Here is a 12,879-nt window from a genome sequence, read left to right as displayed (position 1 = left end):
ATGTTTAATGGCGATCTCTGGACCAAGGCTCAGTCTTACTATTTGACGTTCGTCTATACTGACCATCGGAGCGACGATGTCGTATCCATGCCTCTCACGGCGCATCCGGACCGTTTTGAAGATTCGGCCAGTATCACCCTCCTATCATGCCAACCAAAACGACATCATCGTAAGTGACGATCTTTGCACCGGGCGATCCGGCCGGAAACATAACGCCCGGCGGGTCTTAATGTGCGGTAACACCGATAACACCAGTAATACCGCAAAAACGATATACTGAATGGTGCTGACGATCATTCACGACACTCCGCAGCCCATTCCTCCATCAGCGGACGTCGCAAATCCAGAATGTGTTCTATACGCCCGCGTATGCGCCCTGATATTTTATTTAAAGCGGCATGCCTCATCTACTGTCGGTGCTTCTGCTAACTGAATCACCATCAGCGTTACCGGGCCAGACGTTACATTCCCGCCCAAATGTCCTTTATGACCCTGCGCATCAGGAAATGTTCTTTGATCTTCGCCTAAAGATATATCCCCCGGCCCCATTTCAACGCGCGTGCCATCCATTGCCTGAACAAACCATGTGCCCTTCAGTGGAATAATCCACTGCACCTTGGGATCAGTATGCCATGCGCCGTTCCAATGGTCGGGCTGCACTGTTGAAATAATTTGCACCTCCCCTTTGGAAAGCACGTCTGACCACTGAGGGGCCGCAGGCTTATTCATTGTCTTGAGGGTGTAATGATGGAGTGGGCATTTTGTCATATGGCTTATGCCGTTATGGTCTGCCCAGTTGTGCCAGTAATAGGTGGTGGGCGGCTTTTCTGGCTGCTTCTGGGCCGTATCCTGAGCGCACACGATATTTGCACTCAACGGCAGAAGACCAACAAGCACCAATCCGGCAATTATGCGCTGCACCATACTCTTCCTTTGCCTGTTACCGTATAAAACACCTTATCGGCCCATAAGTTTCTTTCAATACAACACGCAAGTTTCCGGGAAAGGCAAGACAACCCCACTGGCTCTTAAAGAAAACATCACGGTAAAGACTGCAACTTTTTGGAAATTTGCAGCATATAACGATGCAGCCACATAAAGACGGCGTGAAAGGTCTATGGCTTCTGTTGGGTGCTTACTCCACAACACATACCATCCAGCAACACCTCCAGCGCGGCTGAAATCGGGGCGGCCCCGACCTTTTCCTCAAGTAATTGATTGCTGATTGCCAGCATGGCCAGACCATGTACCTGTGCCCAACTTGCCGCCGCCTGCGCATTTATGGCAACCGCCCGGAAACTGCCATCCCGCTGCCCCTCTTCCAAAAGCTGTAGAAGAAGCCCGAAGGTACTCATAGCTGCATCATGCAGTTGGGAATCTACTGTTTTATCTGCATCGGAACTGAACATCAGACGATAAAGTCCGGGATTGTGGAGGGCAAACTCAATACAAGCCTGTGCTCCAGCAAGAAACTTCTCTCTTACGGAAAAAGTGCCTGATACCATGGCCTGCGTCATGCTCTGCCCAAGCTGAACAAAGCCGATGCGCGCCAGTTCACACAAAAGCGCCTCCTTATCTCGGAAATGCTTGTAAGGGGCTGCGTGGCTAACACCCGTGCGCCGTGCCACTTCCCGCAAAGTAAAAGCCCAGTTCTGGTCTGCTGCCAGCATGGCAAGTGCTGTGTCGATCAGGGCGCGACGTAAATCACCATGATGATAAGGGCGGTTTGTGGTTTCACTCATTCGTGAGGCTCATGTTTACAGAAGAAACTTTCGTTGACACCAAACTATTATGGCTCATACCCTGCCTGCATAAGTTTCTCCTGTAAACATGGAGCGCACAATGCCTGATGTTACTTCTGCCAATCTGCGCCGCATTCTTGATCATCAACGCGCCACGTTTCTACGCGCCGGACCACCGGATCTGAAACAGCGACGGGCTGATCTACGCCGCCTTAAAGCTGAAATCCTTAAGCGACGCATTGACATCGTGCGTGCTCTGAAAACCGATTTTGGCCAACGCTCAGAACGGGAAAGCGCTATTGTGGAGCTCATCCCGCTTGTGCAGTCGATCAATTATATGATCCGGCATGTCGGGCACTGGATGAAGCCGGAGTGTCGGCATATAGCGGCCTATTTCCAGTGCGGGAAAGCATGGGTGGTGCGCCAGCCTATCGGGGTTGTCGGCATTATTGCACCGTGGAACTACCCGGTTTCCCTCGCCCTTGTGCCACTGGCTACAGCCATTGCTGCGGGCAACCGCGCCATGCTGAAGCCATCGGAATTCACTCCAGCTACATCGTCAGTGATTGGCGAAATCGTGCAGGCTGTCTTTCCGCCCGATCAGGTCTCTGTTGTGACGGGAGATGGTGAAGTTGGGGCTGCGTTTTCAGCCCTGCCCTTCGATCATATCCTGTTCACCGGCAGCACGGCTGTTGGGAAGAAAGTGGCGGAAGCCGCGGCACGTAATCTCACCCCCGTCACCCTTGAGTTGGGCGGCAAATCTCCCGTCGTGATCGAGCCCGGTTTTTCCATGCAGCGGGTGGCAGACCGCGTGGCATTTGGCAAGCTCACCAATGCCGGGCAAACCTGCATTGCCCCAGATTATGCGCTGGTGCATGAAAGCCAACAGCAGGCTTTTGCCGCCGCCTATCAGGCAGCCGTAAAAAAGCTGCATCCCGGCGGTTATGTGGGGTCTCCCGATTATACAGCCATTCTTAACCAGCATCATTATACACGGCTTAGCGGCCTGATCCGTGATGCAGAGGAACAGGGCGCGCAGGTTATCCGAATGGGAAGCGATTCCGCCGCCAACCATGTGCTTGCACCGGTTCTGATACTTAACGCCAAACCTGAAATGGCGGTTATGCAGGAAGAAATTTTCGGACCCGTTTTGCCTGTGCTGACCTACAAAAATCTTGATGAAGCCATTGCTTTTATCAACGCACGCCCCAGACCTTTGGCTTTGTATTACTTTGGAGAAAAACACGCTGAACAAAACAGACTTTTGCAACGCACGGTTTCAGGAAACGTAACCATAAACGGCACATTGCTGCATTACGTGCAGGATGCCCTGCCATTTGGCGGTGTGGGAGAAAGCGGCATTGGAGCCTATCACGGAAAAGAAGGCTTTATGGCCCTTACGCATGCCCGTGGCATTTACAAACAGGGACGCTTTAATGCCGCAACGCTGCTTCAGCCTCCATTCAACAAACTGACTGATACCATCACCAATCTGCTCCTGCGATAATAACGCCGCAAACAACAAGACTGAGCATTATTCAGCAATATTCTAAAGTGTTTGTGCCACACCTGAGTGAAAATTGGCGGTTCCATCCTTGACGCTTATTGCACAGCAGAGTGCAATAAGCGTCACACTCCCTGAACTAAACTATGGAACACGCCTTACATGAAATATTACGGTGCGCCAGAAACGCAGGCACTTTTACCATTTCCTGCATTGGTAGATATGCTGGCCCGTACGGTGCGTGATTACGCACATGGGGCCATTACATGCCCGCCGCGCACTGTTGTTCCCACGCAAGATGGCAACGGCACGCTTATGTGCATGCCAACCGTGGCGGAAGATTTAATTGCCACAAAAATACTCACAATTTTTGGCAAAAATGCCGTGCAGCACCTGCCCACCATACAGGGCATGATTACATGCGCTGATGCACATAATGGGCGCTTTCTTTTCAATCTGGATGGCCCCACCGTAACAATGCGCCGCACATCAGCCATGAGCATGCTGGGTATTCGTACGTTTGCTTCTGGCCCTGTAAATCGGGTGTTAATTATTGGCACAGGCACGCAAGCCCTTGCTCATGTAGAGGCGCTCTCTGCCCTGCATCCGGGCATTGAGGTTGCAATTCGTGGCAGCACCCCAGAACGGGCGGAACATTTTTGCAAGCAGCATGCAACATCCCTTCTGACACTACGCCCGGAAGCCCCCAAAGAAACGCCGTTTAATGTTGTTATCACCACCACAGCCAGCACTACGCCCATTTATGATGGCAAAGCCGACCCGCATTGCCTTGTTATTGGCGTAGGCGCTTACCGCCCCGATATGGCAGAAATTGCGCCACAGATTGTACGCGCCAGCCAGCTTTATGTGGATGACCCGATTGGCGCCCCAACAGAAGCCGGGGATATTCTGCAAGCAGGAGTAAACTGGAACAACGTGCACGCTCTGGCAGAAGCGCTGGATACGCCACCAGATTTCACACATCCCATATTCTTTAAATCCGTAGGATGTGCTGTTTGGGATCTGGCTGCATGCCGTGTGGCGCACACCATGTTATCATGACCATTTCTGCTTCATATGTTTCGGCATAGCATCCATTAACGAAAGCGGCGTGACCTTTTGAGGCCACGAAGTTACGCTTACAAATACCCCATTGCATAAAGCTGAGGAGAACAGCCGTGACGCTTCTTGAAACTCTTACCCACCGGCACACCACCAAAGCTTACGATAAAACCCGTAAAATTCCGGCAGATATTTTTGCCCAGTTACAAGAAGCCCTGCGCTACAGCCCATCTTCCGTAAACTCTCAGCCATGGCACTTTTTTGTTGCTGACAATGATGAAGGCAAAGCCCGCATTGCCAAGGCCACAAGCGGCCCGTTTGCCTTTAATGCGCCGCGCGTTATGGATGCCTCGCATGTTATCGTGCTGAGTTCACGCACCAGCCTGCCCCCTGCATATCTGCAAGATATTACTGAACAGGAACAGAAAGACGGCCGCTTTGCAGATGAAGCCACAAAAATATCCATTACCAAAGGGCGGAATGGTTTTGTGGGGCTGCATGAGCAAATGGGCGATGTGGCAACCTGGGCACAAAAGCAGACATATATTGCACAAGGTTTTCTGCTGCTTTCAGCCGCACTTCTTGGAGTGGATGCAACACCCATGGAAGGTTTTGATGCTGCCATTCTGGATAAGGAACTGGGCTTGAAAGAAAAAGGGCTTGCTCCGGCTGTTATTGTCTCACTCGGCTATCATTCCGATGCAGATTTCAACGCCAAACTGCCCAAGTCTCGTTTGCCAGAAAAAAGCCTGTTCACGCATCTCTAAAAAACACGGCGGAAGGGTCTGCTACATGCAGGCCATCCGCCGTAATTTATTTTAGTTTTTCAGATTAATCGCACCGTAAACAGAAACTTTTTAAGTATTTTCCAGTAGATACTCAGAAAATACGCCTTTGTAACAGAAGCCCGAAACTTCCTTCCCCTCCAGAGCACGCAACTTCAAGCAGAGTTGCGGCGTTACTTATGCACAATTGCATGATCTGAAGAACATGTAAGGGGAAAACAAGAAATGTGCACAGAGGAACGAAGATACATTCTAATATGGGCATCTGGTGCATTTTTAATGGCACTTTCATTACCCATAACCTTAATGGTGATTATTAAAGATGCCATGCTGCGCGCAAATATACCGGTGCATGATCCGCACAGTGTAAGCTGGCTAAAACCGGTATGGGATGCCCTGCCCGATACCAGATCATGGGCAGTGTACAGCACTTCTGCCTTGGTTATGTTCACCCTTATAGGGTTTGTTATTGGGTGTGCGCTTATGTCTTTTGCGTTCCGGCATTTAATTGCCATGCAGCAGAAAACAAAGGAATCCCGATTTCAAAAAAACATGAAGAGATTCCGAAAGTTTTCCTAAAAAACCTCATCAGCCGCTTATAACAAGCCGAATGGCAAAGATAACAAAAACCAAAGCCGTTAACCCATCCAGAACACGAATAACAACCGGGTTTGCAAGAAAGCGGCTAAAGAAAAGTGCTGTAAAGGCCAACGTAAAATACCACGTTAGTGTTAATGTGGCCTGCACTACGGTTAACAGCAGCGCATATGTTACGGCATTTACTTCAGGGGGAATAAATTGCGGAAAGGCTGTAAGATCAAACACCCCAACAAGGGGGTTTAGAATTGTGGTGAACATCCCACGCTGAAAGCCCGACCAAAATGCCTTGGGGGCCTGATTTTCGGAATCTGTTTCCGTCTCTGGTGTAGAGCGCAGAACATTAACAGCCAACCGAAACGCCAGAGAGAGCAGATAGCCAGCGCAGGCCCATTCCAGCACCAGATACAATGTGTGAGAAGCCGCAATAAGCGCGCTTAGCCCAAATGCCGTGCCAATGCCCCACAGAGTTAAGCCCGCAGCAATGCCCAACACCGCACCAATAGCGGTTGTGCGCCCTACACTGATGCTCAGCCGGATAATAAGGGCTGTTTCTGTGCCCGGTGTTAAAACAAGAACACCCCATGCAGCAGCAAACGCCAGCACAGGAAGGAAAACATGCGGCATAACTATCCGGCTCTCCGGTTAAAGGTTTGAAAGCGTCCTAAAGGAGAAAACGGAAAAGGTGAACAGGCTGTAATAAAAAACAGTACACCTTTGATGCCACTGCAATACGCGCAGCATTTGGTTTTTTAACACGCTTGTGTTGTTAACGTGGTGCCAGCTGTAATGGCCCTTGCTCAAACGTAAGCGGAGTTTGGGCTGGCCCGCATAAAGTGCGTGCAGGAAAATTAACGCGCACATCACCCAAAGGGAACGTCAATACAGCACGATTGGGGGAAACACATTGCCCCCCATCATACACATTGCCAGAAACCCAATACATGCTGGCCCGCCACAGTGCATGGGGCTTGAGTATTTTCTGGCCCAGCTGCTGGTTGGGAGAAAGTGGCGCTAGCTTGCCTATTGCCAGAACATGATCCTGTGCATCTTCAAGCTGCACAACCGGCAATGCAGGCACAGCACAGCGCGTGGCGCTGCGGTTAGAAAGAACAACCCACGCCCCGCTATGGGACATGCCGTCAAAAGCACCCTGCCCGCTCTCAAAATGCACAGATAAATCAGCCGGTTTGCAAGATTTTATAACCTGATGCGCCTGCGCTGCATGCACACCACCCACAAGCAGGCACATGATAAGCAAAGAGGTAGGCGTGCAGGCTGGTTTTATCATGTATTGTATTTCTTTCTGTTTTTAAGGACGGTTTTACTAACCCCTTAAAAACCCAAGGTATGAAGCACTCAAAACCAATGCCCCATACCTTGTTTTTACATTTTTACAGAACGCGGCCAGCAATGCTTTTCAGCTTTGCTACCAGTTCCGGGTCACGCACAGAAGGTGCCGTCATAATAGCGTGTTCCAACGCATGGTCGCAGCCTGCGCTACAGCTATGGCGCTTGCCACCCAAAGCAGGAATAACAGCCTTAATCAGTGCTTTGGCATTGGCTGAGTTCGCCTGCATGGTTTTTACAACGCTATCTACGGTAACGTTGTCATGCTCCGTGTGCCAGCAGTCATAATCTGTCACCATAGCCACTGTGGCGTAACAGATTTCAGCTTCACGCGCCAAGCTGGCTTCCGGCATGTTGGTCATACCAATAACGGAGCAACCCCAGCTCCGGTACAGCTCGCTTTCTGCACGGGTTGAAAACTGCGGGCCTTCCATAACCAGATAGGTGCCGCCGCGCACAGCGGTAATACCCAGCTTGTCTGCCTGCGCCTTCAGCACATCGCCCACGCGGTTGCACAGCGGGTCTGCCATGGAAATATGCGCCACACAGCCTGTATCAAAAAAGCTTTTTGTGCGTGCAATGGTGCGATCAATAAATTGATCGATCACCACAAAATGCCCCGGTGGCAGTTCTTCTTTCAAAGACCCCACAGCTGAAAGCGAGACAATGTCTGTTACGCCAGAAATCTTCATGGCGGCAATATTGGCCCGATAGTTCAGGCGTGAAGGCGGAATGGGGTGCCCACGGCCATGGCGCGGCAGAAACACGCAGCGCACGCCATCCAGCCGCCCGAAAAGAAGCTGGTCAGAAGGCAGGCCCCAAGGCGTTTCTACCGTGCGCCATTCCTTTTCTTCCAACCCGTCAATATCATACAGGCCAGACCCGCCTATCAGGCCAATAACGGGTTCCACAGTTTCATTTTCTGACATGCGACCAGAGTCTCCGGTTTAAAATCACAAACAACACGGCAAGAAAGCACAGATACAAACCTGCACCTATGCCAACACGGCGGCGGGTATCCTGATGCGGTGCAGAAACCCACGCAAGAAAAGTGGTAACATCCCGCGCTTCCTGCGTAACGGTTGCGGGGGTGTTATCTGCATATTTTACAGCGCCCTCACGCAAGGGCGGCGGCATGGCGGTGTAATGGCCAATAGCAAAGGAATTGGCAAACCCTTTACCCGGCACGCGCGCTGCATCGGGCTTATAACCGGTGAGCAGTGCAAAAAGCCTGTCTGCTCCGCCGGGGTAAACCTGCACAATGCGCGAAAGGTCGGGCGGCACCACACCCCCATTGGCCGCACGCGCAGCCTCCGGCCCGGAATAGGAAGAAGAAAGTGCATCATCTGGCCGGGCATTGCGGTGCTTCAGCCGCCCTTCAGCATCCAGCCCATCTGCTACCTGCCATGTGGCGGCAACAGCTCCCACTTCTTCCAGCGTTAAGCCCATATCTGTGAGATCTGAAAAACGCACTTCCGACAAGCTGTGGCAGGAGGCACATATTCCCGCAAACACAGCATATCCACGCTGCACAGATGGCAGATCAAAATGCCCCAACGGCCCTTTGAAAGACCAGTTCTGCTCTGGCGCTTTAACAGGCTGTGCTTGTGTGGGCTGTGCAATATTTGGCCCCAGCACCATAGCGCCCAAAAGCAGCATCCCTCCAGCGTATCGCCAAAGTGTGGGGCGAGTTTTCTGCACGGTCATGCCCCCATCCCCTCAAAACGGGTGCGCAAGGGTAGAAAAACCAGAAAATACAGGTAATAAATCAAACAGGCAGCCTGCCCAGCCACAAGCCACCCACCCTGAGCATGATGCACACCTGCTGCTGCGGCAGTAACAGCAGCCCCTACGCAGGCTAGCAGCGCCCCGGCATCTGCCAGCCGTGCCCAGCCACCATTTGCTGTGCGCCTGCCTTTATCCAGCCACGGCACAGCAAACAACACAGCCACAGCACCGCCAGAAACAAGTAGCCCCCAGAATTTGGAAGGCACAACCTGCAACATTCCGTAAAAGGGCAGAAAATACCATTCGGGTTCAATATCAGCTGGTGTGTGCAACGGGTTGGCTGGGCGATAATTGGCTGGCTCTGTTATCAGCCCCGGCCAAAAGCACATTACGGCTACAAAACCCAAGGCCATAATCAATACGGCCAGAATATCCCGCGTGGTAAAATACGGGTAAAAGGGCAGATATTTGCGGCGTGTTTCGGGTTGTACAGAAGGGCTGGAACTGCCCTTTGCATGCACAACAGCAACATGCACCAACACCAGCCCGATAATCACAAACGCCAGCAAAAAATGCAGGGTGAGCATACGGTGCAGCGTGGGTGTGCCCGGGCTTTCACCACCCAGAAAAACCTGTTCCAGCCCCTGCCCCACAAATGGCACAGCCCCTACAGCCTTGGCCGCAACATCTGCGCCCCAGTAAGACATTTGCCCCCAAGGCAGCACATAGCCTGCAAAGGCTGTAACCATCACCAACACCAGCAAGCCACAACCGCTTAACCACACGCCGCGCCGTGGGGGCAGATAGGTGCGGTAATATAACCCGCGCAACAAATGCACATACAGGGCCGCCATAAAAAATGAGGCCCCTGTCATATGCATGGCACGCAGCAGCCAGCCAGAGGGCATACGCCGCTCAATAGCCTCGACTGACCCGAACGCAAGCGAGGCATCGGGGGTGTAAGCCAATGTAAGCGTTAACCCCGATAACAGCATGAGCACCAGAACAGCCACCAGCATGGCGCCAATGGTCCACCACCAGTTCAGGTCTGCGGGCAAAGGCATGCTGCCATAATGCCGTGCATACGCACCCGCCTGCTGTAGAAAGGAATGTGCTTCCTTTTCTGCCTGCTCCGTATGGCGGGCCGGTGTTGCTGCCATCTTGCCCTTTTCTCCCCTTACGCCACTTTATAGGGTGCATGCTCCTGCCCTGCGCAGAGCTGCTGTTGGTTTAACGATGTTCGGGTTCATCTTGCAATGATGCGCCTAAAAGCGCACCCCTTGAAAGCCTGTAAGCAGATGGCAGCTTCAGGCAAGGACGATGAGGAAAAGACAGTTCAATGACGCCCACCGACACCGCTGATGTTTCTGCCCACCAAGCCCTTAGGGAACCAGCCCGCCAATGGTTTGAAAGCCTGCGTGACAAAATTTGCGCTGCTTTTGAAGCCATTGAGGATGACGCTGTAAAACAGAACAGCCCTGTTCTGCCCGGCCACGAAGCCGCAGGCCGTTTTGAGCGCAAAAGCTGGAACCGCCTGAACGAAGATGGCAGCCCCGGCGGCGGCGGTGTAATGAGCGTAATGCATGGCCGTGTTTTTGAAAAAGTGGGCGTAAACGTTTCCACCGTGCAGGGTACTTTTACACCGGAATTTGCCGCCACCATTCCCGGTGCGGCAGAAGACCCGCATTTTTTTGCCACGGGTATTAGCTTGGTGGCGCATATGTGCAGCCCGCTTGTGCCTGCCGCGCATTTTAACACCCGCATGATTATTACCACTAAAGGCTGGTTTGGCGGCGGTGGGGATATTACCCCCATGTTCCCCGAAAGTGCAGAAGCGCAGGATGATGCCGCGCGCTTTCATGCCGCCTTTGTGCAGGCCTGTAATGCGCATGACCCGGAATATTATCCGCGCTTCAAGGCATGGTGTGACAAGTATTTCTACCTGCCCCATCGTAACGAACCCCGCGGCCTGGGCGGTATTTTTTATGATCGGCTGAACAGTGGCAATGTGCAGGAAGACTTTGCCTTTACCAAGGATGTCGGCCTGGCTTTTCTGAATGCATTCCCCGAAATCATCCGCGGCCGCATGATGGAACCCTGGACACCTGAACAGCGCGAAGCCCAGCTTATCCGCCGTGGCCGATATGTAGAATTCAATCTGCTACACGACAGAGGCACACTGTTTGGTCTAAAAACCGGTGGCCATACTGAAGCCATTCTGATGAGCATGCCGCCAGAAGTAAAATGGCCGTAATAAAACTGTCGTGATTCTGCCCACATATGCGATTAATATGGGGCAGAAACAGAAAGAGGATCTCCCGCGCTTGCCCCACGCTGATCAGCCCCGGCTTTTTGTGATGCCTGAACGGCAGCTTTCGCGTCGTGTGTTCCTAAGCACTCTGCTGGGTGCCGCTGCTGTTGTGGCGGGCGCACGCACGGCACGCGCTGAGGACCCTCTCCCCATCAGTGCCGATGGTGGATCTGCACTTATTATTGGTGGCACGTCTTCTTCCGAATGTGGGCGCTGGGCCAGCCTGATAGCCCCCGCGCTGGAAGAAGAACTGCACCTTAGCCCTCCTTTGCAACTCACCCCCACAACCGGGTGGGACGGCATAACCGGGGCCAATCTGTTTGATACCCAGCAACAATCAGCCCCCGGCCCTGTTGGGTTGATGATACCCGGCACAGCTATTCTTTCTGCCATGCTGGGAGGGCCGCGTATTCATTTTGATTACCGGCGCTGGACCCCTGTGTTTTTGGTGGCACAGCCCAGCGTTGCAGTTGGCCGCGTAAACCTGCATCAATCTTTTCGTGCACGTTTAACCGGGCAGCTTACACGTGTGGCCGTTTCCAAACTGACAGGGCCGGAGCTAACCACCGTTCTGGCATTGGATATGCTGGGCCTGCGCCCGCAGCCGGTGGCCGGACATGCCACGCCAGAGGCCGCAATGGCCACTTTGCAGGCAGGCCAGACCGATGTGATCCAACTGCCGTTGGATGCCAGCTACCCAAGCCGTATTGCCACATTACAGGCTGCGGGTTTTGCCCCCCTGTTTGTTAATAATGCCCGGCCGGATATGCAGATTCATCAGCCCAATCTGCCTCCCGATCTGTTGGCTGTGCTGCAACAGGAACACAAATATTCTCAACCTGCGTTTCTGCTACCGGCTTGGGGCGCCATTGCCGCCGCATGTAGCTTACGCGCCGGGCTTGTGCTGCCTGCCCTTACCCAACCCGATAGCATTGCCCGCTGGCGCCATGCGGCTGAAGTATGTGCAAACCGTCCGGCCATTCAACAGGCTGCTGCGGCAGAAAACCAAACCATTCTGGCAGGCACGGCAGGCACTCCGTTTTATGAAACGCTTATGCCCGAACCGCATGTGCTAATGGCACTGCGCCGCTGGTTTGCCCAAAGCCTGCCCCGCTGGCGGGATGCCACACCTCCGGCCCTGCTTTCAACGCCGCCTGCGCAGTAATACGCGAACAGACCCTCTGTTACCTGCATGAGGGTACGTAAGCCCCAGAATACGGCGGCGGATTTCTGGCCTTTCCAGCCAATGGGGCAATTCGCGGCGTAAAATACCGCCTTCCTGCCCCGTGCCCAGGCCGGTAATAATTTCCACACAGCGCAGGCCCCTATGGGTGGCCACGTCCATAAACTCCATCAACCGATGGAAGGCTTCCTGCGCCACCATGCCGTGCAGATCCAACCGCCGCTCTACCTTAAAGGTGCCTTGGGTAAAGCGCCGCCAACTATAATCATCCACACCGGGCTGGCGTTTGCCTATGGTTTCTACCGGGCGCGGTGCCTGCTGCACGCGCAGCCCCGCAGCAGGGGCACGCGGGGCTGTAAAGCCATAATTAGCCGCAGCCACACCGCTTTCACCACCAGATGAAGACGCCATAAGCCCACTGGCCTGAGATTTTTTGCCAGCCTTGGCCTGCGCGCGTGGAATAGCCTGTGGCTCTGGCTCATTCTGCGCAGCGGGTGGCACAAGTTCGGCCACATGCAGGGGGGCAACATCCCGCACAACCAGCGCCCATAGCGCCTTTTCCCCCTCCTGCAAATGCCGCCGACGCCTGTTCACATCACCCTCTACGTTTCATGCCC

Annotated in this window: 14 protein-coding genes; 6 read left to right on the top strand and 8 right to left on the bottom strand. The window is 53.3% G+C overall.

Going from position 1 to position 12,879, the window contains the following annotated elements; genetic code table 11:
- Positions 1-384: 384 nt before the first annotated feature.
- Entirely contained in the window at positions 385-924 is a 540-nt protein-coding gene (locus EOV40_RS03830; protein ID WP_128105096.1) for a cupin domain-containing protein, read from the bottom strand.
- A 191-nt stretch (positions 925-1,115) separates the two neighbouring features.
- Positions 1,116-1,742: a TetR/AcrR family transcriptional regulator gene (locus EOV40_RS03825; RefSeq protein ID WP_128105095.1), complete on the bottom strand. Its 627-nt coding sequence runs from the start codon at positions 1,740-1,742 to the stop codon at positions 1,116-1,118.
- An 88-nt stretch (positions 1,743-1,830) separates the two neighbouring features.
- Here EOV40_RS03825 and EOV40_RS03820 point away from each other — a divergent pair, with 88 nt between their 5' ends.
- From EOV40_RS03820 to EOV40_RS03805, 4 genes are all read left to right on the top strand, one after another.
- Positions 1,831-3,249, top strand: coding sequence for a coniferyl aldehyde dehydrogenase (locus EOV40_RS03820; RefSeq protein ID WP_208729260.1), 1,419 nt, complete (start codon positions 1,831-1,833; stop codon positions 3,247-3,249).
- A 159-nt stretch (positions 3,250-3,408) separates the two neighbouring features.
- Positions 3,409-4,308, top strand: a complete 900-nt coding sequence (locus EOV40_RS03815) for a delta(1)-pyrroline-2-carboxylate reductase family protein (protein WP_128105093.1) — start codon at positions 3,409-3,411, stop codon at positions 4,306-4,308.
- A gap of 116 nt (positions 4,309-4,424) precedes the next feature.
- On the top strand, positions 4,425-5,075 hold the full coding sequence (nfsB, locus tag EOV40_RS03810) for an oxygen-insensitive NAD(P)H nitroreductase (RefSeq protein ID WP_128105092.1): 651 nt from the start codon (positions 4,425-4,427) through the stop codon (positions 5,073-5,075).
- A gap of 243 nt (positions 5,076-5,318) precedes the next feature.
- Positions 5,319-5,672: a hypothetical protein gene (locus tag EOV40_RS03805; protein WP_128105091.1), complete on the top strand. Its 354-nt coding sequence runs from the start codon at positions 5,319-5,321 to the stop codon at positions 5,670-5,672.
- A 9-nt stretch (positions 5,673-5,681) separates the two neighbouring features.
- On the opposite strand, the gene EOV40_RS03800 is transcribed toward EOV40_RS03805, so the two are convergent.
- From EOV40_RS03800 to EOV40_RS03780, 5 genes are all read right to left on the bottom strand, one after another.
- Positions 5,682-6,317, bottom strand: coding sequence for a LysE family translocator (locus EOV40_RS03800; protein ID WP_004449023.1), 636 nt, complete (start codon positions 6,315-6,317; stop codon positions 5,682-5,684).
- A gap of 142 nt (positions 6,318-6,459) precedes the next feature.
- Entirely contained in the window at positions 6,460-6,981 is a 522-nt protein-coding gene (locus EOV40_RS03795; protein ID WP_128105090.1) for a DUF4232 domain-containing protein, read from the bottom strand.
- A gap of 103 nt (positions 6,982-7,084) precedes the next feature.
- Positions 7,085-7,969, bottom strand: coding sequence for an S-methyl-5'-thioadenosine phosphorylase (locus tag EOV40_RS03790; RefSeq protein ID WP_003628301.1), 885 nt, complete (start codon positions 7,967-7,969; stop codon positions 7,085-7,087).
- Positions 7,956-8,747 (bottom strand): cytochrome c1, encoded by a 792-nt coding sequence (locus tag EOV40_RS03785; RefSeq protein ID WP_050819503.1) that lies wholly within the window; start codon positions 8,745-8,747, stop codon positions 7,956-7,958. Before EOV40_RS03785 ends, EOV40_RS03790 begins: the two co-directional genes overlap by 14 nt.
- Positions 8,744-9,928: a cytochrome b gene (locus EOV40_RS03780; protein WP_128105089.1), complete on the bottom strand. Its 1,185-nt coding sequence runs from the start codon at positions 9,926-9,928 to the stop codon at positions 8,744-8,746. Before EOV40_RS03780 ends, EOV40_RS03785 begins: the two co-directional genes overlap by 4 nt.
- A 179-nt stretch (positions 9,929-10,107) precedes the next feature.
- Between EOV40_RS03780 and hemF the strand changes: the two genes are divergently transcribed.
- A complete protein-coding gene (hemF, locus tag EOV40_RS03775; RefSeq protein ID WP_128105088.1) occupies positions 10,108-11,022 on the top strand; it encodes an oxygen-dependent coproporphyrinogen oxidase in 915 nt (304 codons plus the stop codon).
- 10 nt (positions 11,023-11,032) lie between these two features.
- On the top strand, positions 11,033-12,244 hold the full coding sequence (locus tag EOV40_RS03770; RefSeq protein ID WP_128105087.1) for a hypothetical protein: 1,212 nt from the start codon (positions 11,033-11,035) through the stop codon (positions 12,242-12,244).
- Here EOV40_RS03770 and EOV40_RS03765 read toward each other — a convergent pair.
- On the bottom strand, positions 12,224-12,856 hold the full coding sequence (locus tag EOV40_RS03765; protein WP_128105086.1) for a Smr/MutS family protein: 633 nt from the start codon (positions 12,854-12,856) through the stop codon (positions 12,224-12,226). The genes EOV40_RS03770 and EOV40_RS03765 overlap by 21 nt on opposite strands.
- Positions 12,857-12,879 lie beyond the last annotated feature (23 nt).

It is taken from the genome of Acetobacter oryzoeni (assembly GCF_004014775.2).
GTDB lineage: Bacteria > Pseudomonadota > Alphaproteobacteria > Acetobacterales > Acetobacteraceae > Acetobacter > Acetobacter oryzoeni.
Note: the sequence above shows the minus strand (reverse complement) of the source record. Positions and strands in the feature narration are given on the sequence as shown.

What these genes read in the sequence shown, in the direction of transcription:
- EOV40_RS03780 (WP_128105089.1), bottom strand. Translation starts at nt 9,928, where the DNA reads ATGGCAGCAACACCGGCCCGCCATACGGAGCAGGCAGAAAAGGAAGCA.
- EOV40_RS03825 (WP_128105095.1), bottom strand. Translation starts at nt 1,742, where the DNA reads ATGAGTGAAACCACAAACCGCCCTTATCATCATGGTGATTTACGTCGC.
- EOV40_RS03805 (WP_128105091.1), top strand. Translation starts at nt 5,319, where the DNA reads ATGTGCACAGAGGAACGAAGATACATTCTAATATGGGCATCTGGTGCA.
- EOV40_RS03790 (WP_003628301.1), bottom strand. Translation starts at nt 7,969, where the DNA reads ATGTCAGAAAATGAAACTGTGGAACCCGTTATTGGCCTGATAGGCGGG.
- EOV40_RS03785 (WP_050819503.1), bottom strand. Translation starts at nt 8,747, where the DNA reads ATGACCGTGCAGAAAACTCGCCCCACACTTTGGCGATACGCTGGAGGG.
- EOV40_RS03820 (WP_208729260.1), top strand. Translation starts at nt 1,831, where the DNA reads ATGGAGCGCACAATGCCTGATGTTACTTCTGCCAATCTGCGCCGCATT.
- EOV40_RS03800 (WP_004449023.1), bottom strand. Translation starts at nt 6,317, where the DNA reads ATGCCGCATGTTTTCCTTCCTGTGCTGGCGTTTGCTGCTGCATGGGGT.
- EOV40_RS03795 (WP_128105090.1), bottom strand. Translation starts at nt 6,981, where the DNA reads ATGATAAAACCAGCCTGCACGCCTACCTCTTTGCTTATCATGTGCCTG.
- EOV40_RS03830 (WP_128105096.1), bottom strand. Translation starts at nt 924, where the DNA reads ATGGTGCAGCGCATAATTGCCGGATTGGTGCTTGTTGGTCTTCTGCCG.
- EOV40_RS03815 (WP_128105093.1), top strand. Translation starts at nt 3,409, where the DNA reads ATGAAATATTACGGTGCGCCAGAAACGCAGGCACTTTTACCATTTCCT.
- hemF (WP_128105088.1), top strand. Translation starts at nt 10,108, where the DNA reads ATGACGCCCACCGACACCGCTGATGTTTCTGCCCACCAAGCCCTTAGG.